Origin of the sequence: Actinomadura sp. 7K507, assembly GCF_004348425.1 — a bacterium.
Taxonomy (GTDB): domain Bacteria; phylum Actinomycetota; class Actinomycetes; order Streptosporangiales; family Streptosporangiaceae; genus Spirillospora.
In genome coordinates this window covers 1-25,005 of the sequence record NZ_SMKK01000086.1, presented here as the reverse complement: position 1 = coordinate 25,005, position 25,005 = coordinate 1, and the positions used below count along the sequence as shown (strand labels likewise).

General features: G+C 72.1%; 22 protein-coding genes and 2 pseudogenes. 14 read left to right on the top strand and 10 right to left on the bottom strand.

Annotated features, from left to right (window positions below; translation table 11 throughout):
• The first annotated feature begins 253 nt into the window (after window positions 1-253).
• The 3 genes and pseudogenes from E1285_RS20510 to E1285_RS20500 all read left to right on the top strand — a co-directional run bounded on the left by E1285_RS20510 (window position 254) and on the right by E1285_RS20500 (window position 6,148).
• A complete protein-coding gene (locus E1285_RS20510; protein ID WP_132154422.1) occupies window positions 254-3,628 on the top strand; it encodes a pyruvate carboxylase in 3,375 nt (1,124 codons plus the stop codon).
• 173 nt (window positions 3,629-3,801) lie between these two features.
• Window positions 3,802-4,704 (top strand): annotated as a pseudogene (locus E1285_RS20505) (RNA polymerase sigma factor); the annotation flags it as partial.
• A gap of 121 nt (window positions 4,705-4,825) precedes the next feature.
• Complete coding sequence (locus E1285_RS20500) at window positions 4,826-6,148, top strand: serine hydrolase domain-containing protein (RefSeq protein ID WP_243722933.1); 1,323 nt, start codon at window positions 4,826-4,828, stop codon at window positions 6,146-6,148.
• Between the two features lie 23 nt (window positions 6,149-6,171).
• Here E1285_RS20500 and E1285_RS20495 read toward each other — a convergent pair whose 3' ends face one another.
• The 3 genes from E1285_RS20495 to E1285_RS20485 all read right to left on the bottom strand — a co-directional run bounded on the left by E1285_RS20495 (window position 6,172) and on the right by E1285_RS20485 (window position 8,973).
• The gene (locus E1285_RS20495) at window positions 6,172-7,110 is read right to left on the bottom strand and encodes a threonine/serine dehydratase (protein WP_132154420.1); all 939 of its coding nucleotides are present in this window, start codon (window positions 7,108-7,110) and stop codon (window positions 6,172-6,174) included.
• A 109-nt stretch (window positions 7,111-7,219) separates the two neighbouring features.
• Window positions 7,220-8,446: an RNA polymerase sigma factor gene (locus E1285_RS20490; protein ID WP_347814090.1), complete on the bottom strand. Its 1,227-nt coding sequence runs from the start codon at window positions 8,444-8,446 to the stop codon at window positions 7,220-7,222.
• Window positions 8,447-8,619: 173 nt separating this feature from the next.
• On the bottom strand, window positions 8,620-8,973 hold the full coding sequence (locus E1285_RS20485) for a YciI family protein (protein WP_132154418.1): 354 nt from the start codon (window positions 8,971-8,973) through the stop codon (window positions 8,620-8,622).
• 278 nt (window positions 8,974-9,251) lie between these two features.
• Between E1285_RS20485 and E1285_RS20480 the strand changes: the two genes are divergently transcribed.
• Together E1285_RS20480 and E1285_RS20475 are read left to right on the top strand one after the other, a co-directional pair.
• A complete protein-coding gene (locus E1285_RS20480; RefSeq protein ID WP_132154417.1) occupies window positions 9,252-10,073 on the top strand; it encodes an SAM-dependent methyltransferase in 822 nt (273 codons plus the stop codon).
• Window positions 10,070-10,984, top strand: coding sequence for a helix-turn-helix transcriptional regulator (locus E1285_RS20475; protein ID WP_132154415.1), 915 nt, complete (start codon window positions 10,070-10,072; stop codon window positions 10,982-10,984). The genes E1285_RS20480 and E1285_RS20475 overlap by 4 nt, the downstream gene beginning before the upstream one ends.
• 65 nt (window positions 10,985-11,049) lie before the next feature.
• On the opposite strand, the gene E1285_RS20470 is transcribed toward E1285_RS20475, so the two are convergent.
• Window positions 11,050-11,610 carry a dihydrofolate reductase family protein gene (locus tag E1285_RS20470; protein ID WP_132154413.1) on the bottom strand — a complete coding sequence of 187 codons (561 nt, stop codon included), beginning with the start codon at window positions 11,608-11,610 and terminating at the stop codon, window positions 11,050-11,052.
• Between the two features lie 127 nt (window positions 11,611-11,737).
• Here E1285_RS20470 and E1285_RS20465 point away from each other — a divergent pair, with 127 nt between their 5' ends.
• Complete coding sequence (locus E1285_RS20465; protein WP_132154411.1) at window positions 11,738-14,941, top strand: BTAD domain-containing putative transcriptional regulator; 3,204 nt, start codon at window positions 11,738-11,740, stop codon at window positions 14,939-14,941.
• A gap of 353 nt (window positions 14,942-15,294) precedes the next feature.
• Here the strand turns inward: E1285_RS20465 and E1285_RS47465 are convergent, their stop codons facing one another.
• Window positions 15,295-15,495, bottom strand: a complete 201-nt coding sequence (locus E1285_RS47465) for a hypothetical protein (RefSeq protein WP_243722932.1) — start codon at window positions 15,493-15,495, stop codon at window positions 15,295-15,297.
• Between E1285_RS47465 and E1285_RS47460 the strand changes: the two genes are divergently transcribed.
• Window positions 15,446-15,709, top strand: coding sequence for an ATP-binding cassette domain-containing protein (locus E1285_RS47460; RefSeq protein WP_347814089.1), 264 nt, complete (start codon window positions 15,446-15,448; stop codon window positions 15,707-15,709). The two genes, E1285_RS47465 and E1285_RS47460, sit on opposite strands and share 50 nt — an antisense overlap.
• 20 nt (window positions 15,710-15,729) lie before the next feature.
• On the opposite strand, the gene E1285_RS20455 is transcribed toward E1285_RS47460, so the two are convergent.
• Genes E1285_RS20455 through E1285_RS20445 form a run of 3 tightly spaced genes read right to left on the bottom strand, consistent with a single transcriptional unit; the run spans window position 15,730 to window position 19,447 of the window.
• Window positions 15,730-17,184 (bottom strand): AMP-binding protein, encoded by a 1,455-nt coding sequence (locus tag E1285_RS20455; protein ID WP_132154409.1) that lies wholly within the window; start codon window positions 17,182-17,184, stop codon window positions 15,730-15,732.
• Entirely contained in the window at window positions 17,175-17,858 is a 684-nt protein-coding gene (locus E1285_RS20450) for an alpha/beta fold hydrolase (protein WP_165966686.1), read from the bottom strand. The genes E1285_RS20455 and E1285_RS20450 overlap by 10 nt, the downstream gene beginning before the upstream one ends.
• 11 nt (window positions 17,859-17,869) lie before the next feature.
• Entirely contained in the window at window positions 17,870-19,447 is a 1,578-nt protein-coding gene (locus tag E1285_RS20445; RefSeq protein ID WP_165966685.1) for an OB-fold domain-containing protein, read from the bottom strand.
• A gap of 143 nt (window positions 19,448-19,590) precedes the next feature.
• On the opposite strand from E1285_RS20445, the pseudogene E1285_RS48400 reads away from it, so the two are divergent.
• Window positions 19,591-19,716, top strand: a pseudogene (locus E1285_RS48400) (LysR family transcriptional regulator); the annotation flags it as partial.
• 343 nt (window positions 19,717-20,059) lie between these two features.
• Window positions 20,060-20,494 (top strand): LysR family transcriptional regulator substrate-binding protein, encoded by a 435-nt coding sequence (locus tag E1285_RS47445; protein WP_243722930.1) that lies wholly within the window; start codon window positions 20,060-20,062, stop codon window positions 20,492-20,494.
• Window positions 20,495-20,519: 25 nt separating this feature from the next.
• On the opposite strand, the gene E1285_RS20435 is transcribed toward E1285_RS47445, so the two are convergent.
• Window positions 20,520-21,137 carry a maleylpyruvate isomerase family mycothiol-dependent enzyme gene (locus tag E1285_RS20435; RefSeq protein ID WP_132154403.1) on the bottom strand — a complete coding sequence of 206 codons (618 nt, stop codon included), beginning with the start codon at window positions 21,135-21,137 and terminating at the stop codon, window positions 20,520-20,522.
• Between the two features lie 92 nt (window positions 21,138-21,229).
• Here E1285_RS20435 and E1285_RS20430 point away from each other — a divergent pair, with 92 nt between their 5' ends.
• Window positions 21,230-21,838, top strand: coding sequence for a TetR/AcrR family transcriptional regulator (locus E1285_RS20430; protein ID WP_132154401.1), 609 nt, complete (start codon window positions 21,230-21,232; stop codon window positions 21,836-21,838).
• Window positions 21,839-21,878: 40 nt separating this feature from the next.
• Here E1285_RS20430 and E1285_RS20425 read toward each other — a convergent pair whose 3' ends face one another.
• Window positions 21,879-22,625: a GntR family transcriptional regulator gene (locus E1285_RS20425; protein WP_132154399.1), complete on the bottom strand. Its 747-nt coding sequence runs from the start codon at window positions 22,623-22,625 to the stop codon at window positions 21,879-21,881.
• Window positions 22,626-22,780: 155 nt separating this feature from the next.
• Between E1285_RS20425 and E1285_RS20420 the strand changes: the two genes are divergently transcribed.
• The 4 genes from E1285_RS20420 to hemC all read left to right on the top strand — a co-directional run bounded on the left by E1285_RS20420 (window position 22,781) and on the right by hemC (window position 24,987).
• Window positions 22,781-23,131 (top strand): ATP-binding protein, encoded by a 351-nt coding sequence (locus tag E1285_RS20420; RefSeq protein WP_165966684.1) that lies wholly within the window; start codon window positions 22,781-22,783, stop codon window positions 23,129-23,131.
• Window positions 23,128-23,358, top strand: coding sequence for a hypothetical protein (locus E1285_RS20415; RefSeq protein WP_132154395.1), 231 nt, complete (start codon window positions 23,128-23,130; stop codon window positions 23,356-23,358). Before E1285_RS20420 ends, E1285_RS20415 begins: the two co-directional genes overlap by 4 nt.
• Before the next feature lie 158 nt (window positions 23,359-23,516).
• Entirely contained in the window at window positions 23,517-23,900 is a 384-nt protein-coding gene (locus E1285_RS20410) for a hypothetical protein (RefSeq protein ID WP_132154393.1), read from the top strand.
• A gap of 55 nt (window positions 23,901-23,955) precedes the next feature.
• Window positions 23,956-24,987 carry a hydroxymethylbilane synthase gene (gene hemC, locus E1285_RS20405; RefSeq protein WP_132154391.1) on the top strand — a complete coding sequence of 344 codons (1,032 nt, stop codon included), beginning with the start codon at window positions 23,956-23,958 and terminating at the stop codon, window positions 24,985-24,987.
• Window positions 24,988-25,005 lie beyond the last annotated feature (18 nt).

Here is a 25,005-nt window from a genome sequence, read left to right as displayed (position 1 = left end):
CGAGCGGGGCTCGCGAACGCCGGGACGCTGAAAATAACGTCGCATTTTGACCCCAACACGCGTTCTGTCACTTTCTTCACAACTTTGGGGCGGCCCGCGAGGCTGTTCCAGCCGATCAACTGGGTAGGTATCCGAAGATTCGGTTCGCCCGCCGGGTCGGTCTCGCTCACCGCCGAGCTCACTGTCGAGCGAGGCCCCGGGAGACGTCGGGTGCGGGCGGACGCGCCGAGCCGTCTCCCTGGGAGAAAATCACGTGATCACGAAGCTCCTCGTCGCCAACCGTGGCGAGATCGCCGTGCGGGCGCTGCGCGCCGCCTACGAGCTCGGCATCGCCAGCGTCGCCGTCTACGCGCACGAGGACCGGCTGTCCCTGCACCGGCAGAAGGCCGACGAGGCGTACGAGATCGGCGAGCACGGCCACCCCGTCCGGGCCTACCTGGACGTCGACGGGATCGTGGAGACCGCGCTGCGGGTCGGCGCCGACGCCGTCTACCCCGGCTACGGGTTCCTGTCGGAGAGCCCGGAGCTGGCCGAGGCGTGCGAGCGCAACGGGATCAAGTTCGTCGGCCCGCCCTCGGCCGTGCTGAGCCTGGCGGGCAACAAGATCGAGGCGGTCGCGGCGGCGCGGCGCGCGGGCCTGCCGGTGCTCCGGTCGGTGACGCCCGAGGTGGGCGGGGAACTGGCGGCGGCCGATGAGGTCGGGTTCCCGCTGTTCGTGAAGGCCGCGGCCGGTGGCGGCGGGCGCGGCCTGCGCCGCGTCGACGCCCGCGAGGACCTGGAGGCCGCCGTGGACGCGGCGCGCCGCGAGGCGCAGAGCGCGTTCGGCGACCCGACGGTGTTCCTGGAGCAGGCGGTGGACCGCCCCCGCCACATCGAGGTGCAGATCCTCGCGGACGGCGCCGGGAACGTCGTCCACCTGCGCGAGCGTGACTGCTCGGTGCAGCGCCGCCACCAGAAGGTCGTGGAGATCGCGCCCGCGCCGGGGCTGGACCCGGACGCGGCGCAGCGGCTCTGCGACGACGCGGTGAGGTTCGCCCGGGAGATCGGCTACGAGAACGCGGGCACCGTCGAGTTCCTCGTGAACGACCGGGGCGAGCACGTCTTCATCGAGATGAACCCGCGCATCCAGGTCGAGCACACCGTGACCGAGGAGGTCACCGGCGTCGACCTGGTCCAGAGCCAGCTGCGCGTCGCGGGCGGCGAGACGCTCTCCGACCTGTCGATCGCGCAGGACGAGGTGACGGTGAGCGGCTTCGCCGTCCAGTGCCGCATCACCACCGAGGACCCGGCGAACGACTTCCGCCCCGACACCGGCAAGATCTCGGCGTACCGGTCGCCCGGCGGCGCCGGCGTCCGGCTCGACACCGGCACGGCCTACGGGGGCGCGATCGTCAGCCCCCACTTCGACTCGCTGCTGGTCAAGCTGACCTGCCGCGGCCGGACGTTCGAGGAGGCGGTGCGGCGGGCGCGCCGGGCCGTCGCCGAGTTCCGCATCCGGGGCGTCGCGTCCAACATCCCGTTCCTCCAGGCGCTGCTGGACGAGCCGGACTTCCGCGCGGGCGGCGTCACGACGTCCTACATCGGCGAGCACCCCGGGCTGCTCACGGCGCGGTCGAGCGGCGACCGCGCGACGAGGCTCGTCCGGTACCTGGCGGACGTCACCGTCAACAAGCCGCACGGTGACGCGCCCACCGACCTGGACCCGGCGACGAAGCTTCCGGCGCTGCGCATGGACGCCCCGTTCCCCCAGGGCTCCCGTGACCGGCTCATGGCGCTCGGCGCGCGCGCGTTCGCCGAGCAGCTCCGCAGCCAGAGCGCCTTGGCCGTCACCGACACCACGTTCCGGGACGCGCACCAGTCGCTCCTTGCCACGCGGGTACGCACCTACGACCTGCTCGCCGCCGCGCCCCACCTCGCCCGCATGACCCCGCAGCTTCTCTCCGTGGAGGCGTGGGGCGGGGCCACCTACGACGTCGCGCTCCGCTTCCTGGGCGAATCCCCCTGGGACAGGCTCGCCGCGATCCGCGAGGCCGCCCCGAACCTGTGCATCCAGATGCTTCTGCGTGGCCGCAACACCGTCGGCTACACGCCGTACCCCGACTCGGTGGCCCGCGCGTTCGTACGCGAAGCCGCCAGTACCGGGGTCGACATCTTCCGTGTGTTCGACGCCCTCAACGACGTCGAACGTATGCGTCCCGCCATCGACGCCGCGCTGCAAACCCACGCGCTCGTCGAGGGGACCCTCTGCTACACCGGCGACCTGTCGTCCCCGAACGAGCGGCTCTACACCCTCGACTACTACCTGCGGCTGGCAGAACAGCTCGTCGAAGCGGGCGTCCACATCCTGTGCGTCAAGGACATGGCCGGCCTGCTCCGCGCACCCGCCGCGCGCACACTGGTCGCCGCCCTCCGCGAGCGTTTCGACCTGCCCGTCCACCTGCACACCCACGACACGGCCGGCGGCCAGATCGGCACCTACATCGCCGCCATCGAAGCCGGTGTCGACGCCGTCGACGGGGCGGCCGCGCCGCTGTCGGGCACCACGAGCCAGCCGCCCCTCCAGGCGATCGTCGCCGCGACCGACTTCACCGAGCACGCCACCGGAATCGACCTGGACGCGCTGACCGTCATGGAGCCGTACTGGGAGGCCGTCCGGAAGCTCTACGCGCCGTTCGAGATGGGCCTGCCGTCGCCGACCGGGCGCGTCTACCACCACGAGATCCCGGGCGGGCAGCTGTCCAACCTGCGCCAGCAGGCCGTGGCGCTCGGGCTCGGCGACCGCTTCGAGGAGATCGAGCGCCTGTACGCCGCGGCCGACGCGATCCTCGGCCGCCTCGTGAAGGTCACCCCGTCCAGCAAGGTCGTCGGCGACCTGGCCCTCCACCTCGTCGCGGCGGGCGCCGACCCCGCCGACTTCGCCGAGAACCCCGACCGCTACGACATCCCCGACAGCGTCATCGGATTCCTGAACGGCGAGCTGGGCGACCCGCCCGGCGGCTGGCCCGAGCCCTTCCGCACCAAGGCGCTGGCAGGACGCCGGCACACGCCCGCGCGAGCCGAGCTCACCGGCGCCGAAGAGAAGGCCCTGGCGGGCCCCGACGTGCGTGAGACCCTGGACCGGCTCCTCTTCCCCGGCCCCGCCAAGGACTACCGCGAAGCCCGCGCGTCCTACGGCGACCTGTCCGTCCTGCCCACCGGCCCGTTCCTCTACGGTCTCCGCACGGGGCACGAGGTCTCGTTCGACCTCGAACCCGGCGTCCGGGTGCTGGCGGGCCTGGAGGCGGTGGGCGCAGTCGACGAGGCGGGCGTCCGCCAGGTCATCTGCACCGTGAACGGCCAGCTCCGCACGCTCTCCGTCCGCGACAAGTCCGTGGCGTCGGACGCCCCGCCGATCGAACGCGCCGACCCGAACGAACCGGGCCACGTCGCCGCCCCCTTCGACGGCTCGGTCACCCTGCGCGTCTCCAAGGGCGACGTGGTAGCGGCAGGCGACGTGGTCGCCACCATCGAGGCGATGAAGATGGAGGCCGCCATCACGTCCCCCATGGGCGGCACGGTGACCCGCCTGGCGGTCCCCGAGACGACCCCGGTCCAGGCCGGCGACCTCCTCCTCCTGGTCCAGTCCTGACGTCGAGAGGAGCCACATAAAGCCCACAGGGATTACTTCTTGTTGCTGCCGGGTACCGAGATCGCGTGAGCCGTTCCCTCCCGGCCGGGCGAGCAGCCGGACGAGCAAAGGACACCGCCCTGAACGCCAGCCGCACGAAGAGCGCATCCCCCCGCGCCACCGTGAACCTCGTCGACCCGATGAAGGACTACCTCTCCCGCATCGGGCGCACCGCGCTGCTCACCGCCGAGCAGGAGGTCGACCTGGCCAAGCGCATCGAGGCAGGCCTGTTCGCCCGCGAGCGCCTCGAAGTCCTCGGCGACGAGCTGAGCCTCCAGGACCGCTCGGACCTGGAGTGGATCGCCGCCGACGGGAGCCGCGCCAAGACGCACATGGTCGAGGCGAACCTCCGCCTCGTCGTCTCGCTCGCCAAGCGCTACATGGGTCACGGCCTGCCGCTGAACGACCTCGTCCAGGAGGGCAACCTCGGGCTGATCCGCGCCGTCGAGAAGTTCGAGTACCGCCGCGGCCTGAAGTTCTCGACCTACGCCGTGTGGTGGATCAAGCAGGCGATCAGCCGCGCGCTGGCCGACCAGAGCCGCACGATCCGGATTCCCGTCCACGTCGTCGAGGTCCTCAACCGGATGACGCGGGTCCGGCGGCGGATGATGCAGGACCTCGGCCGGGAGCCGACCTCGCAGGAGCTCGCCGTCGAGCTCGACGTCACGCCCGAGAAGGTGGAGTGGCTGCGGCGGCAGGCGCGTGAGCCGCTGTCCCTGCACACCCCGCTCGGCGAGGACGGCGACGGCGAGCTCGGCGACGTCATCGAGGACCCGGACGGCGGCGACCCCGCCGACGTCGTCGCGTCCTCGATGCTGCGCGGACGCCTCGACGCGGTGCTGGAGACGCTCACCGAACGGGAGGCGGGCGTGATCTCGCTGCGGTTCGGGCTGTCCGGCGGCGAGCCCAAGACCCTCGAAGAGGTCGGCAAGGTCTACGGGGTCACGCGCGAGCGGATCCGGCAGATCGAGTCGAAGGGCATGCACAAGCTGCGTCACCCGTCGCGGCGCGAGACCCTCGCCGACCTGCTGAGCTGACCTCTCGCGACCGGGTAAGGCCGCGCGCGCGGCAGCGAACTCTCGCCACCCCGGGATGACAATGTGGATGATCTCCTAGCAGACTCTCCCTGGCAGGGTCGAAGGCTGGGGGATGAGGACGATGGCAAGGCGGTTCGGACGGCGGCTGCGGCGCACGGGTGCTGCGGCCGGCGCGGCGGTGGTGTTGACGATGACGCTCGCCCAGGTGCCGGCGGCGGCCGTACCCGGCGAGGCCCCCTCGGCCCGCACGCCGCCCGCGGCCCGCCCGCCGGCCGGTCCGTTCGATCCCGCGAAGCTGCGCGCGACCCTCGACGCCACGCACGAGGCCGGGATGCACGGGCTGTACTCCGCCGCGCGGGACGGCCGCACCCGGTGGGACGGCGCGTCCGGTGTCGCGGACACCCGGACGGAACGTCCCGTCACGCCGAACATGCGGCAGCGGGCCGGGAGCATCACCAAGACGTTCGTGGCCACGGCGATCCTCCAGCAGGTCGAAGAGGGCCGCATCGCACTCGACACGCCGGTGGGCCGCTACCTGCCCGGCCTCGTCCCGGGCGAGCTCGGGGAACAGACAACGGTGCGGATGCTGCTCAACCACACCAGCGGGATCGGTGACTACATCGCCGCGGCGTTCCCGTCGCTGGGCGAGCTGTCGCCCGAGAGCCTGGACGAGCACCGCTTCCGCGACGTCCCGCCCGAGCAGCTCGTCAGCTGGGGGTTGCAGGCGCAGCGCACCGGCATCCCGGGGGAGCGCTGGTCGTACTCCAACACCAACTACATCATCGCCGGGCTGCTCCTGGAGAAGGTGACGGGGACCGAGGCGGAGAAGTACATCACCCGGAACGTCATCGCCAAGGCCGGGCTGAAGAACACGTACTTCCCGTCCAGCCCATGGGTCTTCGGCCCGCACTCGCGGATGTACGAATCGCTCTACCAGCAGGTCGACCCGCCCCGCGACTACAGCACGTTCGACATGAGCTGGGCGTGGACGGCGGGCGCGCTGGTCTCCACCACGGGCGACCTCAACCGCTTCTACCGCAGGCTCCTCACCGGCGGGCTCATCGGCGAGGAGTCCCTCGTCCAGATGAAGCGCGCCGTCGCGGTGAACGACCCGGACGGCAACTTCCTGATGAACTACGGCCTCGGGCTGTACGCGCTCAGCCTGCCGTGCGGGACGTTCTGGGGGCATGACGGCGCGGTCTTCGGAGCCGCCACCCAGTCGCTCTCCTCCGAGGACGGATCACGGCAGATGTCGGTCGCCCTCAACCTGACGAAGCACCAGCAGCTCGACGCCAGGGGCGTCCCCATCCCGCACCCGATCGACAACGCGCTCGGCGCGCACGTCGTGGAGGCCCTCTGCGGCAGCCGGGCCGCGACCCAGTCCGCGGCACCCGAACGTCCCGTCCAGCTCCTGCCTCTCCAGTCCCTCCGCACCGTCCACTGAACCAGCCCTCCACTGAACCAGCGTCACAGGTCGGACGGGTCGGTGTTGGCCCCGCACAGGACGACCACGACGCGTTCGTCGGGGGACGGGCGGTAGGCGCCCGTGCGGAGGGCGGCGATGGCGGTGGCGGTTCCGTTCTCGACCACGAGGCGGTACTCGTCCCAGACGAACCGGCGGGCGTCGGTGATCGCCTCCTCGGTGACCAGGACGGGGTGCACGCCGGTGCGGGACGCGACGTCGAACGCGATGCCGCCGAGCCGGGTGGCGCCCAGGGAGTCGGCGGCGACGCCGGAGACGCCGACGTCGACCGGGCGGCCCGCGTGCAGGGCCCGTTCGAGGGTCGGGATGCGCTCGGGCTCGATGCCGACGACGCGGGCGCGGCCGTCGAGGGCGGCGGCGACGCCCGCCATCAGTCCTCCGCCGCCGACCGCGAGCAGCACGGTGTCGATCTCACCGCCGGTCTGCTCCAGGATCTCCAGCCCAAGTGTTCCCTGCCCCGCGCACACCTCGGGCAGGTCGTAGGGGTGGCAGAACAGCGCGCCGGTGTCGGCGGCGCGCTTGGTGGCCGCGTCCTGCGCCTCCGCGTACCGGGTGCCGACCTGGGTGACGGTCGCGCCGAGCGTGCGGAGCCGGGCGACCTTCACGGCGGGCGCGGTCTCCGGGACGAACACCTCGGCGGGGACGCCCGACCGCGCCGCCGCGTACGCGAAGGCGAGACCCGCGTTGCCTCCGGACGCCGCGACGATCCCGGTGTCCGGCAGCCGTCCCGCCTCCCGCGCGGCGAGGATGTGGTTGAAGGCGCCGCGCGCCTTGAACGACCCGGTGTGCTGGGTCTGTTCGAGCTTCAGCCACAGGCGCGCGGCCGGTGCCAGCGGAGCCGGGTCCACCGCGAGCAGCGGTGTCCTGCGGATATGGCCCGCGACGCGCGCCGCGGCCGCGGCGGCGTCCGAATGAGTGATCACTGGGATTCCTCTCCCTTGTCCCGCCTCCATCAGTACCAAACCGGGGTTGGGGCCTGTTGCCGGGAAGCCCGGTTCGCCGGGAAGCCCGGGTGCCGGCAAGCCCGGCGGTCTACCGGCCGAGGGAAGCGGCGCGGTCCAGGAGGATCTTGCGTTCGGGTGCGTTGCGGGTGAGGTCCGCGGCGCGTTCGAACTGCGCGCGGGCCTCGTCGAGGCGGCCGAGCCGGGCGAGCAGGTCGCCGCGGACGCTCGGCAGCAGGTGGTAGCCGCGCAGGGACGGCTCGTCCACCAGCGCGTCGGCGAGTTCGAGGCCCTTGTCCGGGCCGTGCGCCATGCCGACCGCCACCGCGCGGTTCAGGTCCACGACCGGGGACGGGGCGGTGCTCGCGAGGATCTCGTACAGGGACGCGATCTGCGCCCAGTCGGTGTCCTCGGCGGTGGGGGCCTGCGCGTGGCTCGCGGCGATCGCCGCCTGCAGCACGTAGGGGCCGGGCGGTTCGCCGATCTCCTTCGCCCGGAGCAGGGCGGCGAAGCCCCGGTGGATGAGGAGGCGGTCCCACAGGCCGCGGTCCTGGTCGAGGAGCGGGACCGGCTCGCCGGACGGGCCGGTGCGGGCCCGGATGCGGGACGCCTGGATCTCCATCAGCGCGACGAGGCCGTGTACCTCGGGTTCGCCCGGCGCGAGGCCGGCGAGGACCCGGCCGAGGCGCAGCGCCTCCTGGCACAGGTCCGTGCGCACCCAGTCGTCCCCGGCGGTCGCCGTGTACCCCTCGTTGAAGATCAGGTAGACGACCTCCAGCACCGAGGACAGCCGGGCGGCGCGGTCCGGGCCCTCGGGCACCTCGAACGGGACGCCGGCGTCCGACAGCGTCCGCTTCGCCCGGACGATCCGCTGCGCGACGGTCGGCTCGGACGACAGGAACGCCCGCGCGATCTCGTCGGTGGTCAGCCCGCCGAGCATCCGCAGCGTCAGCGCGACCCGGGCCTGCGTGGACAGGACGGGATGGCACGCGGTGAAGACCAGCCGCAGGACGTCGTCCTCGATGTGCTCGTCGTCGGGGACGTCGATCTCCGGCGCGGGGCGCATCTCCTGGTCGCGGCCGATCTCCTCCAGCTTGTGCTCGAGGCGCTGCTGCCGGCGGATCCGGTCGATGGCGCGGCGCTTGCCGACGGCCATGAGCCAGGCGCCCGGGTTGTCCGGGACGCCTGACTCGGGCCACTGTTCGAGCGCGGCGACCAGCGCGTCCTGCGCGAGTTCCTCGGCGAGCCCGATGTCGTGCACCATCCGGGCGAGCCCGGCGATGATCCGGGCGGCCTCCAGCCGCCACACCGCGTCGATGCTCGCGTGCACTCCGGAACCGTGCGCGCCGGAGCGGCGCACGTCGGAGCGGCGCACGTCGGATTCGTGCACGTCAGATCCGTGCACGTCAGGGCTGTCCGAAGCCGTCACGCTGCCGATGAGAGCACCCGCACCGGCCGCCGCGCAAGCTCAGCGCGCGGGGTGCCCGGCGGTCACTCGCCGGGCATCGGGTCCCCGGGGCCGAAGACCTGCTTGATGACGCCCGCGCCGTCCCCGACGATCTGCCAGAACCGCTTGGACAGTTCGATCGCCTCCTCCCGGGTGCGCACCTCGATCAGCGCGAATCCGACGACGGCCTCCTTGGCCTCGGCGAACGGCCCGTCGGTGACGGTGACCTTGCCGCCGGACGAGGAGATGCGGGTGCCGCCCGGCTCCAGCCCGCCGGTGGCCAGCAGCGCCCCGGACTTGGACATCTCCTCGATGAACCTGCCCATCTCGACCTGCATCGCCTCGTCGGGCGGCCCCTGGTCGGCGCCGGTGTCCGTCGTCATCATCAGGAAGCGCATGGCCGTCTCCTCTGTCTCACGGGGCCGGTCTCTCCGGCCCTTCACTGACGCGTCGAAGAGGACGTGACCGGATCGACATCGTGTCCCGATTTCTTCCCAGATTTTTCGGGACCCCTATCGTCGCAGGTCACGCTCGCCTCGACGACGGATGTTCGTCGTTTCCCCCGAGATCGCCGCGAAGCCGAACATTCCGGTCCGGCTGGTCCGGTGGGCAAGCCGTCGGCCAGCGAGTAGCTTCGTCACGTAGAAATGTTCCTGCGCGTTCGAGGAGACGTCCCGTGGGAGATCCGGCACCGGACACCGGCGTACCAACCGAGCCCCAGATCGACACCACGGTGCCGCAGTCCGCGCGCATCTGGAACTACTGGCTGGGGGGCAAGGAGAACTACCCGGCCGACCAGGCCGCCGGCGACCAGTTCGTCGGCGTCTACCCGCAGATCGTGGACGTCGCGCGGCACTCGCGGGCCTTCCTGTCCCGCGCCGTCCGGCACCTGGCCGGGGAGGCGGGGATCCGGCAGTTCCTCGACATCGGCACCGGCCTCCCGACGTTCGACAACACCCACGAGGTCGCGCAGCGCGTCGCGCCCGACGCCCGCATCGTGTACGTCGACAACGATCCGCTCGTCCTGTCGCACGCCCGCGCGCTGCTGACCAGCAGCCCGGAGGGCGCCACCAGCTACATCGACGCCGACCTGCGCGACCCGAAGCGGATCCTCGACGAGGCCGCGCAGACGCTCGACCTCGACCGTCCCGTTGCGCTGATGCTGCTGAACATCCTCGGCCACGTCCCCGACCACGACGAGGCGTGCTCGATCGTCTCGCACCTGCTCGGCGCGCTGCCTCCCGGCAGCCACCTCGCTGTCGCGGACGGCACGGACGTCGTCACCGGCGACGCGTTCCGGACGGCCATCCAGGTCTGGAACGAGGCGAGCGACGCCCCGTACCACCTGCGCACGCCCGAGCTGATCGCCCGCTACTTCGACGGGCTGGAGATGCTGGAGCCGGGCGTCGTGTCGGTGTCGCGGTGGCGGGTCGAGCCCGGTCCGTTCGGCGAGCCGGACGAGGTGGACGAGTTCTGCGCCGTCGGACGCAAGGTATGAGCGCGGGAGAGCCTCCGGATGAGGCGGCCCCGGTCGCCGTCCCCGCGCAGGGGTACCGGGCGGCGGGCCCGACGGTGCTGCGCATGCTGGTCGGGGCGCAGCTGCGCCGGTTGCGCGAGACGGCCGCGATCTCCACCGAGGCCGCCGGATACGAGATCCGCGCCTCCCACTCCAAGATCAGCCGGATGGAGCTGGGCCGCGTCGGCTTCAAGGAACGCGACGTCGCCGACCTGCTGACCGTCTACGGCGTGACCGACCCCGCCCGCCGCGAGGCGCTGCTGGAACTGGCCGAGGACGCGAACATCCCCGGCTGGTGGCAGGAGTACGCCGATGTGGTGCCCGGCTGGTTCGAGCCCTACCTGGGCCTGGAGCAGGGGGCCGTGCTCGTCCGCGTGTACGAGGTGCAGGACGTACCGGAACTGCTGCAGACCGCCGACTACGCCCGCGCGCTCCTCGGCGCCCGGCATCCGGAGGCCCGGGCGGACGAGATCGAGCGGCGGGTCGAGCTGCGGATGCGGCGGCAGAGCGTGTTCGACCGCCCCGACCCGCTGAAGCTGTGGGCGGTGCTCGACGAGGCGGCGCTGCGCCGCGCGGTCGGCGGCGCAGCGACGATGCGGGCGCAGATCCGGCACCTGACCGAGATGGCGCGGCGGCCGAACATCACCGTGCAGGTCCTGCCGTTCGACACCGGCGGCCACGCGGCCGAGGGCGGCCCGATGACGCTGCTGCGGTTCGCCGAACCCGACCTCGCCGACGTCGTCTACCTGGAGCAGCTCACCGGCGCGCTGTACCCGGACCGCCCGTCCGACCTCACCCGCTACCGGGACGTCCTGAACCGCCTCGGCGTCCAGGCGGAGGCGCCAACCCGCACCCTCGCCATCCTGCGGAGCATCCTCGACCAGCTCGTCTGACGCGAACGGGCAGGGCCCCGGCGCTTGGCCGGGGCCCTGCCCGCTTCGAGGCGTCATCCGCCGGGCTACTTCGCGGCGGGCACGTAGGTCGCGATGATGACGCCGGTGCTGAACGTCTTGGTGTCCGCCAGCTCGAACGACGCCGAGAAGTCCTTCTGGGTGAGCAGCTCTCCCGGGTCTGCCGGGCCGACGATCACGGGGTGGATCCACAGCCGCAGCTCGTCCAGCAGGCCGTTCTCCACGAGCGTCCGCGACACCGGGCCGAAGCCGTACTGCAGGATGTTCTGGCCTTCCTGCTCCTTCAGCTTGGTGATCTCCGCGACGGCGTCGTCCCGCCGGATCGCGGTGGTGTCGCCCCAGCCGGGCTTCTGCAGGGAGTCGGACACGACGTAGTGGGCCATCGTGTTCATCCGGACCCCGAAGTCGCCGGTCGACTCCTCCATGGCCGGCCACGCCTGTGAGAAGCCGTCGAACGTCCTGCGGCCCATGAGCAGGGCGTCGCAGGTGAACAGCAGCTCCTGGGCATAAGCGGCGGCCTCGTCCTGGAAGTAGGCAGAGGTCCAGTTCTGCGGGTTCTCGATGACGCCGTCGAGCGAGATGTACGTCGAGCTGATGATCTTGCGCATGGTTTCCTCCGTAGGCCCGGTCGTGCTCTTTGTGCCTGACTGGAACCACTGTGCGGGACCCCGTTTACGGGATTCTTACGGTCGGCGGCCGGACGGAGGCGTCACCGGCCGGCGTTAGGGTCGGCATGTGCGTTTCGGGGTGCTCGGGCCGCTCGCCGTCTGGACCGACGACGGCGGGCCCGTAGCGGTGCCCGGGTTGAAGGTCCGGGCGCTGCTGGCCGACCTCCTCGTGCACGAGGGCCGTCCGGTGCCCGCCGACCGGCTGATCGACGACCTGTGGGGCGAGGACCTGCCCGGGAACCCGATGGGCGCGCTGTCGGCCAAGGTGTCGCAGCTGCGGCGCGTCCTGGAGGACGCGGAGCCGGGCGCGCGGGCGCTGGTGGAGTCGCGTCCCGCCGGATACCTGCTGGGCGGCCGGCGGGTGGACGCCCGGCGCTTCCAGAACCTGGTGGACGAGGCGCGCCGGGCGGCGGAGCCGAAGGAGCGGGCGGCGCTGCTCGCCGAGGCGCTGGAGCTGTGGCGCGGGCCCGCGTTCGCCGATTTCGCGGACGAGCCGTTCACGCGGCCGGCGATCGCGCGGCTGGAGGAGCTGCGGCTGACCGCGCTGGAGGAGCACGCCGAAGTACGGCTCGACCTGGGCGAGCACGGCGCCCTGGCCGGGGAGCTCGGTGACGCGGTCGCCGCGCATCCCCTGCGCGAACGGCTGCGGGCGGCCCACATGCGGGCGCTCTACCGGGCGGGACGCCAGAACGAGGCGCTGGAGAGCTACGAGAGCCACCGGACGCTGCTCGCCGCCGAACTGGGCCTCGACCCCGGCTCCGAGCTGGCCGATCTTCAGCGGTCCATCCTCCGGCAGGACCCGGCCCTGGACGTGCCCGCCGCGCGGGAGCCCGGCCCGCGGTCGAACCTGCCCGTCCCGCCGACCGAGCTGATCGGACGGGACGACGCCGTCCGGGAGATCCGGGCGCGGATCGGCACCGACCGCCTCGTCACGCTCACCGGCCCCGGCGGCGTCGGCAAGACGCGGCTCGCGGTGGAGACGGCGTCCGGGCTCGTGGACGGGTTCGGCGACGGCGTGTGGATGGCGGAGCTCGCCGGGTTCGAGCGATCCACGGTGCCCGACCTCGCCGAGGTCGTGACGGCGATCCTCGACATCCGGGACGCCCCGGGCGACGAGAGCCCGGCGCTGGACCGGCTCGCGGCGGCGCTCGGCGCCCGCCGGCTGCTGCTCGTCCTGGACAACTGCGAGCACGTGGTCGAGCAGGCCGCCGGACTGGCGGAGCGGCTGCTGCGCCGCGTCCCCGGCCTGCGGATCCTCGCCACCAGCCGGGAGCCGCTCGGCCTGCCCGGCGAGGTGGTGTGGTCGGTCCCGCCGCTGGACGTGCCCGGCGAGGACGACGACCCCGAGACGGCGAGCGCGGTCCGGCTCTTCGCGACCCGGGCGGCGGCGTCCTCGCGGGGATTCCGGCTGGACGGGGGGACGGCCGGGCGGGTCGGCGAACTGTGCCGCCGCCTGGACGGGATCCCCCTCGCGCTGGAACTGGCCGCGACCAAGGTGCGGACGCTCGGTGTGGAGGGCCTGGTCGACCGGCTCGACGACCGGTTCCGGCTGCTGGCGTCCGGCCATCGCGGCGCCCCCGCCCGGCAGCGGACGCTCACCGCGATGATCGAGTGGAGCTGGGACCTGCTGACCGGGCCGGAACGGGCCGTCCTGCGGCGGCTGTCCGTGCACGCCGACGGCTGCGCGGCCGAGTCGGCCGAAGCCGTCTGCGCAGGGGAGGACGTCCCCGAGGCGGAGGTCCTGGACGTCCTGGTCAGGCTGGTCGACCGTTCCCTGGTCGTGATGACGGAACGGCCGGGCGAGGGTCCCCGCTACCGGCTCCTGGAGTCCGTCGCCGCCTACTCCGCCGAGCGTCTGGCCGAGGCGGGCGAGGACGGATGGACGCGCGCCGGTCACAGCCGCCACTACATCGAGCTGGCCGAGCGCGCGGAACGTCGGCTCTACGGCCCGGAGCAGGCGCGCTGGCTGCTCCGGCTCGACCAGGAGTCGGCGAATCTCCGCCTCGCGCTGGAGTCCGCCACCGGCGACGGCGCGCTGCGCCTGGTCAACGCCCTCGCCTGGTACTGGTTCCTGCGCGGCAAGCTGACCGAGGCGCTGCGGTCGCTGGACACGGCGCTCCAGCGCGGCGGCGGGGCCCCGGCGGCCCGCGCGAGGGCGCTGACGTGGCGGACGGGCCTCGCCGTCCTGAAGGGCCCGCCGGAAGACTGGCGGGCCCGCCGCGACGATGCCCTCGCTCTCGTCGACGAGACCGGGGACCCGCACCTGGGGGCCTGGGCGCGCTGGTTCCTGACCTACGTCCAGTTCGACCTGGACGACGCCGGGGCGGGCGCGGCGCGGCTGGGGGAGATGCTGGCCGCGTTCCGCGCGTCCGGTGACCGCTGGGGCGAGGCGGCCGCGCTGCTCCTGCGGGCCCAGCACGCCCACGCGCACGGCGACCCGGCCGCACTGGAACGCGACGCCGAACGGGCCGCCGCGCGGTTCGCCGAGATCGGCGACCGGTGGGGCGGGCTGCAGGCGGCGGAGTGGCTCGGCGGGGCGGCGGAGCTTGCCGGGGACTACGACCGTGCCGAGCGGCTGCAGCACGAGGGCCAGCGGATGGCCGAGGAGCTGCACCTGTGGCCGGACGTCGCGGTCCGGATGGCCTGGCGCGGCTGGATCGCCTACCTGCGCCGCGACTACACCTCGTCCCGCCGCCTGTTCGGCCGCGCGCACCGGGTGGCCGTGGAGCAGGGTTTCGCGCAGGCCGTGATGTTCGCCGACATCGGGCTCGCCCTGGCGGCGGGCCGCGAAGGCCGCCTGGACGACGCCGAGGACCGGTTGCGCCGCCTGCTGGCGACCGCGTCCCCGGAGGAGTTCCCGCCGCTCTACCTGACGCTCGTCCAGACCGGGCTCGGGTACGTGGCCGAGATGCGCGGCGACGCGGCGGGCGCGCTCACCTACTACCGGGACTCGCTGGCCGTCGCGATCCGCCTGGAGGCGCCGCGCGACCTGGCGGGCTCGCTGGAGGGGCTGGCCTCCGCGCTGACTTTGACCGGCCGCCACGAGGCGGCCGCACACGCACTAGGCAAGGCGGCGGCGATCCGCACGTCGGCGGGCCTGCCCCCGGGCGCGGCCGAACAGGACGACATCGACCGCGCCACCGAACGCATCGGCCCCAGCGTCACGCCGGAAACCTTCACCGCCGGCGCCGACCTCGCCCCCGAGGAGATCCTGCGGCGCGCGGAGACCGTCCCCCCAGAGGGCACCTCCGCATGGCGCGCCAATAGGTGATTTGCCGTAGATCGCGAAATTGTTGCGACTCGGCCCCTGGTGCGGCGGGTCGCGCTGCCCGGTGTCGCCGCGGACGGCGCGAAGCACGGTCGGGCTCGACGCCGCCGGGCTGGCCGGACCGGGCGGCGTCCTCTCCTACCCCCTGTCGGTCCGCGGCGTCCACTACGCCTACGACGACAACGCACCCGGGGGACCGCTCGAACTGGAGATCCTCGGCGTGCGCGGCGACGGGGACGGCGGCGCCGGGGCCGCGACGCGTCCGGCGGGCACCCGGTGGGACGTCTTCGCAGACTCGCTGGACACGCCGAACCCGGTCAAAGCCCCAAGCCGGGGACACCGGGGACGTCTTCCAGTCACACGGCCTGATCCCCGTCCTGTCGGCGGCCGAGAACGTCGAGGTCCCGCTCCGCCTCGTCCGCACACCCCCCGCCGAACGCGACGAACGCGTCCGCATCCTGCTGTCCCTGGTCGGCCTGGCCGACCACGCGGCCCCGCCCCAACGAACTGTCCGGCGGCCAGCGCCAGCGCGTCGCCATCGCCCGCGCCCTCGCCAACCGCCCCCGCCTCCTGCTGGCGGACGAACCCACCGGCCAGCTCGACTCCGAAACGGCCGCCGCCATCATGCCCCTGCTCCGCGCCGTCGTCTCCAGCGAGGGCGTCACCGTCCTGGTGGCCACCCACGACGAGACCCTCCTCACCGAGGCCGACCGAGTCCTCAACCTCGAAGACGGCGTGATCACCGAGGCCCCCGCCCCGTCCGTGACCTGATCGCCTCGCCGGCGGGCCCGTCACTCCAGTGGAGGCGCGATCGCCGCCTCCTGTTCGCGGATGGCGGAGCGGCGGACCTTCCCGGCGTCGTCACGGAGCGGTTCGTCCACGAAGCGGACGCTCCGCGGGATCTTGTAGCGGACGAGCCGCTCATCGAGGAAGCCGAGGAGCCGGTCCTGGCTCAGCGGTGCCGCGGGCTGGACCACCGCGTGTACCCGCTGGCCCAGATCCCGGTCGGGCAGCCCCACCACGACACAGGACAGGACCAGAGGATGCCGCAGAATGGCCGACTCGACCTCCGCGGCGTAGACGTTGGCGCCACCAGAGGTGATCATGTCGGTGCGCCGGTCAGCGAGGTACAGGTAGCCTTCGCCGTCCATCCACCCGAGGTCGCCCAGCGACTCCCAGCCGCCGGGCCGGCGCCGCGCCTCGGCACCGATGTAGTGGTAGCCGGGGGGCTCGCCCTCGCCCCGCCTCATGTAGATCTCTCCGACCGTGCCGCGCGGCGCCTCGCCGCCCTCCGCGTCGAGGACGACGATCTCCCCGACGGCCGGCCGCCCCACCGACCCTCGATGGGCGAGCCAGTCGGTGCCCGAGATGTGGCAGCCGGCCTGGCCCTCGGCGCCGCCGTACAGTTCGAAGAGCCGCTCGGGACCGATGAGGTCGATCCACGCCTCCTTGAGCCACTCGGGGCAGGGGGCGGCGCCGTGCCAGACCGTTTCCAGTGACGTGAGGTCGTACCTCTCCGGATGCGCCTCGACCGACCGCGACATCCGGAGCATCATCGTCGGCACCAGTGACACCCAGTTCACCCGGTGGCCGGAGATGAGCCGCAGCGCGTCCTCCGCGTCGAACCTTTCCATGACGACCAGGTGGTGACCGGCGAGCAGACCGTTCGTGGAACATGCGAAGGGACCGTTGTGATAGAGCGGCCCGGGAACGAGTTGTACCTGGTCGCGGCGCATGCCGAGCCACCGGCGGTCGGTGTCGAACTCGCCGCGCTGGGCCGGGACGATGAGTTTGGGAGTGCCGGTGCTCCCGCCGGAGGTGATGGCCTTGAGGGAGGGCGCGACGCGGGCCTCCAGCGGACCATCGCTCAGCCGCTCGCCGGGCCGGAAGCCCTGCGGGACGCACGCCGGGCCGCTCACCGCCGAACCCACCACCAGCCGGGGGCGCGCCAGCGCGATGATCGGGTCGAGTTCCGCCCGCGGCATGCGCCAGGAGATCGGCAGCGGGGTGGCCCCGAGCTTCCACGCCGCCAGGCACGACTCGTAGAACTCGATGCCGTTCGGCAGGCACACGGCCACCAGGTCGCCTTCGCGCACACCCAGGTCCCGATAGGCCCTTGCGAGGCGGTTGGTGTGTCGGTCCAGCTCCTGGCGGGTCACGCTCCGTCCGGCGCAGCTGATGGCGGGACGGTCCGGCTGGGCGGCGGCGTTGTCGGCCAGGCACACCCCGATGGGCTTCACGGGCATGGCGCGACCTCGGGTGCGGGTTCCGCGGACGCGAGGATGCCGGCCAGGAGCCGCGGCTGCGAGTAGCACGGGAAGTGGTCCGTGTCCAAGGTCACGACGTGGCCGGCGCGCGCGGCCATCCAGCGTTGGAAGTCGGGATGGACGGCACGGTCCCGCTCACAGACCACGTACGTGGACGGGATGGTCCGCCATGGCTCGGACCCGGGCGCCTCGGCCACACATGCGATGGCGGTGGGGCGCAGGTGGGTCGCGGCCTCGGCGGCGACGTCAGGGGGGCATTCGTTGAAGAAGCACCTCACCGCGTCCTCCGGCTCCACGGCCGCGGTACCGTCCGGGAGGTGGCGTATCAACGGCCTGAGCGGCGTCGCGGGGAACTGCGCGCCCCGCCCGTGACTCGTGTCGGCACCGTCCAGCATGGCCGCCGCGACGTAGACGAGGTGCCGCACCGCGGCATGCCCGTCGGCGGCCCTGGAGATCACCAGACCTCCGTACGAGTGCCCCACCAGCACGACCGGGGAGTTCGCCGCCTCGATCGCGGATCTGACCGTGTCCGCGTCGTCGCTCAGGGACGTCAGGGGGAGTTCGACGGTGCGGGCGTCGTGGCCGAGTTCCGTGAGGACGCTCGCCGTGCGAGCCCAGCACGCGGACCCGTGGAACGCTCCGTGTACGAGCATGAAGGACGTCATCAAGCCCTGCCATAGATCAAGGTTCCGACTCCGTTCGAGACGAGGACGTTCTGGCAGTCCTCGACCTGGTTCGATGAGACGCCGCGGAGCTGCCGCACCGCTTCGAGGGTGTTGTTGAGTCCGTGGATGTAGGCCTCGCCGAGCAGGCCGCCATGGGTGTTGACCGGCAGCGTGCCGCCGATCTCGATGTGGCCTTCCGCGATGAAGTCCTTGGCCTCGCCCGGTCCGCAGAAGCCGAGTTCCTCAAGGGTCAGGAAGACGAGCGGGGTGAAGTTCTCGTAGATCATCGCCGCGCCGATGTCGCCGGGTGACAGTCCGGCGTCCCGGAACGCCTGGCGTGCCGAGACACGGCAGTCGGCGAAGCGCGACAGGTCGCTCTCCAGGGGGCCCGGACCCGGGCCGCTGTTGCCCTTGGCGTAGCCCTGCGCCGCGGCGAGGAGGCGGACGGGCGGATTCGGGCCGTCCTCGGCCTGGTCGAGGGAGGACACGACCAGGGCCACGCCGCCGTCGCTCTCCTGGCAGCAGTCGAGGAGGCGGAGGACGGGTTCGACGATCCAGCGGCTCTGCTGGTGCTCTTCGAGGGTGATCGGCCGCCGGTGGAACCAGGCGTTGGGATTCCCGGCGGCGTGCTTGCGGGCCACCACCGAGTAGCGTCCGAGATCCTCGTTGGACACGCCGAAGGTGTCCATATAGCGCTGGTACCACAGGGCGTAGATGGCCGCCGGGGTGTTGAGCGACCGCGCGGCGGGGGCGCCGTCGCGCCGCGCCGGCACGCCGAACCGGCGGCCGGAGCGTTCGTTGAAGGCGCGGTAGACCAGCACGTTGGTCGCCGCGCCTGACAGCACCGCGCTGGCCGCGATCTGCATGCAGGCGGTGGCGGCCATGCCGCCGCCCAGTCCGCGGGCATCGAACGTCAGCTCGGGAATGCCCAGGTTCCCCATGAGGGCGACTTCGCTGTTGGTCTCCTGGGTGAAGGTGACCATGCCGTCGATGTCCGCGGGGGTGAGGCCGGCGTCCTTGATGGCCGCCAGGCATGCTTCGGCGGCGAGTGAGATCTCCGCCCGTCCGGAGTCCTTGGAGAACTCGGTCTGGCCTATCCCGCTGATGGCCGTGCGTTCCCAGAGCACGTCCTTCGGGCGCCGCGGCCGGCTCTCGGGCACCGGATGCCAGTCACGATCGATCACCGCCGCCGGCTTCGGCGCCGTGCCCGCCGGCCGGAACACGAGGTTCTTGCCGGACTGCTCGTCCTCCTCGAACCGGGCCTCGACCGGAAGTCCGTTGCGCATGTCGGCGATCGCGACATCGCGGATCCGGCTGAGGAGGCGCACGCCCTCTTCAAGCTCCACGACCGCCACGATGTGCGTTTCGCCGTCGAGGGCTCCGTGGCGAGGCACGATCCAGCTGTAGACGGTGCCCAGCCCGCCGCACGCCGCGTGCTCCCACTCCAGCGAATGGCAGTTCGGGCACATCGCCCGCGGCGGGTTGTGGAGGATCGCGCATTCCGCGCAACGCTGTACGAGGATGCGCCCTTCGGCGAACCCGTCGATCTGGAACTGATCGACCCGTCGTTCCGCCATCTCTCTCCTCCCGAAACCGCTGCCCAGGTCCGAGCGGGGCGCGGTACGCGTGACCTGCCCACGCTTCGTCACGGCCTCAAGACTGTCGGCCCCTCTCGCATAAGTCCAAGTGTTTGTATTTCCTGCAAGTAGAATCATCGGTTATGGAACTTCGGCAACTCCGGTACTTCGTCGCCGTCGTGGAGGAGGCCGGCTTCACCCGTGCCGCCGACCGCCTTCACCTGACCCAGCCGGGCCTGAGCGCGCAGATCCGGCGGCTCGAACGAGAGCTCGGGCAGCCGCTGCTGCATCGCACCGGACGATCGGTGACGCCGACCGACGTGGGCGAGGCGGTACTGCCCTACGCGCGGGCCGCGATCGCCGGTGCCGAGGCGGTACGGCAGACCGCGGACGAGTTCGCCGGACTGCTCCGCGGGCATGTGACGATCGGACTCGTCTCCGGCGCGGACGCCGGCGAGTCCGCTTTCGTCTCGATCCTCGCCGCCTTCCACGACGAGCATCCCGACGTCGAGATCACCCTCACCGAAGACACCTCGGAGAGGATGCTCGCCGCGCTTCAACGCGGCGAGATCGACATCGCCGTGATCGGTCTCGCGGACCAGGACCCCCCCGGTGGGCGTTTCCCTCCAGGCCGTGATCGACGAACCGCTGCTCGCCGTGATGCCGGCGGACGCCCCCCTCGTCACGCGCCCGCCCGGACGCGCCGACATCCCGCTGGCCGAACTCCGCGACCGGCCGCTGATCAGCCTGCCGCGCGGCACCGGCGTGCGCGGAGCACTCGACCGCGCCTGCGCGCGGGCGGGGTTCCAGCCGCGCATCGCCTTCGAGGCGGCGGCCCCGCACCTCCTGGCGAGACTCGCCGCTCGCGGCCTCGGCGTGGCCGTCCTCCCGGCGTCGTCGACCGGCACGGCGCCGGCCCTCGGCATGCGGACGCTGACCATCACTCAACCGGCCCTGCGTGCGCGAATAGCCCTGGCCTGGCGCACCGGCGGGCCCGGGGGCCTCGCGGCGAGGACCCTGTTGAAACAGCTCCGAACCAGCTGGTAGCGCCCGCCCCGCCGCCGCGGTCGGTTCAGGCCGCGACGTACCGCTCGCTCGCCTGCCCTTGGAGCCGGCCGGGCGGCAGCTTGCGTCCGAAGGCGACCAGGAGGAGGTCCTGCGCGGACCCGGTCACGGGGACGCCGGTGCCGAAAGACCAGTCGAGATCGTCGGCGCGCAGCTCGATGCCGTTGAGGTCGGCGCCGAAGAACTTCGCCGCTCTGACGCTGACGTTCTCCAGGAGCGGGTGTACACGCTCGTCGGGCACGCGACGGTCGATGCCGAGGGCGACCGTGATGTCCAGGCCGTGGACCACGTCGTGCCCCAGCGCCGCGGTGGTACCGCCGACCGGAGGTTTCCAGGGGTGGCCGGCGTTGTCGCGGATCGCGCCGACCAGTTCGGCCGTGGACATGGCCGCCGCGTCCTCGCGGGCCCGCCGGTCGGCCATCCGGTTGATCCCGCCCCGGGACTTGGCGAGCTCCAGCACCATCCTGGGCATCGAGAGGCGGAATCCCATCGACATGTGCGCCGCGACCTCTCGCACGCGCCAGCCGGTGCACAGGGTCGGCGCGTCCCACCCCGCGGCCGGCAGATCCTCCAGCATCGCCGCCAGCTCCCGGCGCTCGGCTGCGGTCGCGCTCTTCACGTCCATGACGATGCTCCCCCTGTCTACGGCGATGCTCGTGGCCGCGTGCGTTCCGGCTGCATCCATAATGAGATTACTGTAATAATCAGATTATGCGAATGACCAGGGCGGAGACCAAGGAACGCAACCGCCGTGCCCTGCTGGAGGCCGCGCGCCGGATCGTCGCCCGCGACGGCCACCGCGCCCGGCTGGAGGAGATCGCCGAGCAGGCCGGCCTGACCACCGGCGCCGTCTACTCGCTGTTCGGCAGCAAGGACGGCCTGCTGATCGCGATGGTCACCGCCCACCTCGGCCCGCACTACGAAGGGATCGAGCAGGCCGTCCCCGCCGACCGGGACCTGCTGGACGCCGTCGACGCCTTCGCCCGCCACTACCGGCGCACCTGCGACGACCCCGACGCGCTGCTGCACCTGTCGTTCGAGATCAGCTTGCAGGACATGGCCCTGCGCGACCCCGAACTGCGGGCCGAGCTCGCCACGTCCGTCCAGGCGCACGAACAACGCATGACCGCCCTGTTCGCCGGCAGATCACATCAGGGGGCCACCGTGACGGCGCGGCAGGCGCAGCGGCTGGCGACCGCGCTGCGGGCACTCATGATCGGCCTCAGCCAGGGCGTCATCCTCGGGCTGGCCGAGCAGGCCCCCGAGCAGTACTTCTCCGACACTGCCCGCGCCCTGGCCACCCCCCAGGTGCTCGGACCCCCTTGACCTCTCCCCAACACGGCCGCACTGGCGTACGTCATTCCCGTCATTCGACGGGAATGACGTACGCCAACTCATAGCGGTCGACCGGCACCACGATGTCCGCGGTCTCGACCGGCCGGTCCACCGTGGCGTAGGTCCGCGCGATCACCATCACCACCGACCCGAGCGCCTCGCCGAGCCGGTCCGCCTCGACCGCCAGGACCGGACGGGCGGTGACGACCTCTTGCGCGGTCTCGATGTGCCGACCGATCTCCCGCATCCGCGCGACGACCCCCGCGCCCGCGTGCGGGCCCTCCTCCGGGAACATCACCGGCGTGCCCTGCGTGATCTCCAGCGGCTCCCACGACGTGGACAGCATCACCGGCTCGTCATCGGCGAGGAAGGTGTACCGGCTCTCCATCACGGGGTCGCCCGCCGCGATGTCGAGCCGCTCTGCGACCGGCGGGCTCGCCGCGGCGGTCTGTGACGAGACCCGCCAGTTGCCGGCCCGGCCCTGACTTGCCATCTCCGTGCGGAACGGGGAGCTGGTGCGGCCGCTCGTGTCGTACCAGGAACGAGCAAGGCGCTTCAGTGTGGGCTTGCGCCTGACGTAAGTGCCCGATCCCGAGCGGGCCTCCAGGAAGCCTTCGGATATCAGCAGCCGCACGGCCTGGATCGCGACCTGGTCGGAGACGTCGTACTGCTCGCGGAGCCGAGCGCGCGAGGGGACCTTGTCGCCTGCTGCGAGCTGCCCGCCGAAGATCTGGCGCCGTAGATCATCGGCGATGCGCTGATAGGCGGGCTGGGTCACGGCGTCTCCGATTGCCGGGTGCGAATGTTCGAACACAGCTTGACAACCTGTGCGCACCGCTTGCAAGCTGTGCACACAGCTTTACTGTGACAACGCGATCACCGTCCGTAGGAGGCGCCATGGAGTGGAGCCAGACCTATCCAGGCTGTCCCCCCATGGTGGCAGCCGCCAGGGCCTTCGTCCGTGGAATGCTCGCCGACAGCCCACGCCGGCGCGACGCCGAGCTCATCGCCTCCGAACTGGTCGGCAACTCCCTGCGGCACACAGCGTCAGGCGACGGCGGCGAGGTCACCGTCACCGTCGAGGTCGAGTTCGGTCACGCGCGCATCGCCGTCCACGATGCCGGGGCCGGCGACTGGCGGCCCTTCCCCGGCGACCCGTCGGACGAGGACGACCACGGACGCGGCCTGCTGATCGTCTACCACACCGCCGACAAGATCGGCCACGACGTCACCGAGGACGGCCAGACCATGTGGGCGGAACTCACCTGGAGTGCCGAGTCGTGACATTGGGACCGCTGGAGGACACCGCTGTGATCGACGTGCGGACGATCCGGGAGGACACGACCCGAGCGCTCGCGCAGCGGTACGGCGTCATCGCGTGGTTCGGGCACCACACGCGGGAGTGGTGGGCGCTCGTCGACGGCCGGCTGCTCGTCGGATCCCGGTGCCCCGAGCAACTCGGCCGGGCAATCCTGGCGGCCAGGACGCGGACTACAGCTGGATCCCGCTAGAGCCGGGGTGGCGCCGCCGGTTGAGATGCCCCCACCCCGGCCGCGCCACCTCTTCCACTTCGTCCCGTCCAGTACGGGGTGACGTGAGGGGCGTGCACCGAGAAGGGTGGCGAATCGGAGCAGAAATAGACGGATCAGGAGCGAAAGGGGCGTAGGAGGTGGCACAGGATCTGGTTCAGGCGGTCGGCCGGTGGCGGCTGGTCCTGGCGGCTCGGACGTTGCGGGGCCATGACCCCGCTGTGCGGAGACTGGAGGTCCTCCGCGTCGCGCTGAAGCCGCTGAGCTGGCGATGCGTCGGGCTGTACGACAAGCGGGAGTTCCGGTTTCCGGTGCCGCTGCTGTGGGTGTACGCCAGTGGGCGCGCCGACGACATCGGGGCCGTGGTGACGGTGCGCGCGTTGCCGGGTGAGGCGTGGGGCTACTTCGAGGCAGGGGACGGGCGCGGTGGGTTCATCTCGCCGTGCGGGGACGCGAAGGCGGCGGCCGAAGCCCTGGACCTGCTGTTGAAGCACCGCCTGTTTCCGTCCCGCGAGTACGCCTGATCGTGGCAGCGCTCAAGTGCAAGTGTTCTCGGTGAAGTGATGGAAGGGGCGGGCGATGGGGCGTGAAGTGGACTCCAGCGGTCGAGGTGGAACATCTGCCAGCACAGATGTCGTCCTGGCCGGGGTCGGCGGGGTGGAACCGGTGTTCTCCTGGTCGGGCGGGAGCGGGGTGCTGCGGTTGGGGACACGGACGTCTCCGTTGGCGATGACGCAGGCGCGCGGCGTGGCGGCGCGGCTGGAGGAGTTGGCCAGCGTCCGGGTCGAGGTGGTCGGGATCCAGACGTCCAGAGATCGGCATCGGGGCCACTTGGGCGAGCTGGGTGGCAAGGGCGCGTTCATGAGGGAGATCGACCGGGCGTTGGTGACCGGGCGGGTGGACGTCGCGGTGCACTGTCTCAAGGACGTCCCTGGTGACGAGCCTCGCCCGGAAGGGCTGGTGTTCGCCGCCTACGTGCAGCGTGACGACACGGCCGATGTGATGTTGTTTCCGATGGCGAGCGAGGTCCGGTCCATGGCCGACCTCCCACCGGGGGCCCGGGTGGGGACTTCGGCGGTGCGGCGGCGCGCACAGCTCGGGCAGATCCGGCCCGACCTGAAAGTGGAGTACCTGCGTGGCAACGTCAACTCCCGGCTCGGGCGGCTGGACGCGGGCGAGGAGTTCGACGCGATCGTCCTGGCACGGGCGAGCCTGGGGCGGCTGGGCGTCGATCGGGCGGGCGAGGCACTGGACATCGTTCCGGCCGTGGGTGCTGGGGTGCTGGCGGTGGACTGCCGCCGTGCCGATCCCGACATCGTGGAACTGGTGCGTCTGCTGGACCACAAGGACACCCGGCGGTGCGTGAGTGCGGAGCGCACGATGTTGCACGGGCTCCAAGGGCACTGCAACAGCCCTATCGCGGGTCACGCGCGGTTGGAACGGGACGGCCGGCTGAGCCTGCGCGGGATGGTCTTCACCCGCGACGGAGCCAGGTTCGTCCACTCGCACGAGTGGTCGGAGCCGGACAAGGGGGAGGACCTGGGGGCCTACGTGGCGGGTGACCTGCTGCGCAAGGGCGCTCGTGACGTGATCGGCGGAATCCCGCACTGAGGCGGGTGGGCCCTGGCC

Excerpts from the sequence above, each read along its gene's own strand:
- E1285_RS20430 (WP_132154401.1), top strand. The coding sequence starts at position 21,230 with ATGACCAGGGCGGAGACCAAGGAACGCAACCGCCGTGCCCTGCTGGAG.
- hemC (WP_132154391.1), top strand. The coding sequence starts at position 23,956 with ATGGGGCGTGAAGTGGACTCCAGCGGTCGAGGTGGAACATCTGCCAGC.
- E1285_RS20450 (WP_165966686.1), bottom strand. The coding sequence starts at position 17,858 with ATGCTCGTACACGGAGCGTTCCACGGGTCCGCGTGCTGGGCTCGCACG.
- E1285_RS20500 (WP_243722933.1), top strand. The coding sequence starts at position 4,826 with ATGGCAAGGCGGTTCGGACGGCGGCTGCGGCGCACGGGTGCTGCGGCC.
- E1285_RS20475 (WP_132154415.1), top strand. The coding sequence starts at position 10,070 with ATGAGCGCGGGAGAGCCTCCGGATGAGGCGGCCCCGGTCGCCGTCCCC.
- E1285_RS20445 (WP_165966685.1), bottom strand. The coding sequence starts at position 19,447 with ATGGCGGAACGACGGGTCGATCAGTTCCAGATCGACGGGTTCGCCGAA.
- E1285_RS20420 (WP_165966684.1), top strand. The coding sequence starts at position 22,781 with ATGGTGGCAGCCGCCAGGGCCTTCGTCCGTGGAATGCTCGCCGACAGC.
- E1285_RS20485 (WP_132154418.1), bottom strand. The coding sequence starts at position 8,973 with ATGCGCTTCCTGATGATGACGACGGACACCGGCGCCGACCAGGGGCCG.
- E1285_RS20435 (WP_132154403.1), bottom strand. The coding sequence starts at position 21,137 with ATGGACGTGAAGAGCGCGACCGCAGCCGAGCGCCGGGAGCTGGCGGCG.
- E1285_RS20470 (WP_132154413.1), bottom strand. The coding sequence starts at position 11,610 with ATGCGCAAGATCATCAGCTCGACGTACATCTCGCTCGACGGCGTCATC.
- E1285_RS20455 (WP_132154409.1), bottom strand. The coding sequence starts at position 17,184 with ATGCCCGTGAAGCCCATCGGGGTGTGCCTGGCCGACAACGCCGCCGCC.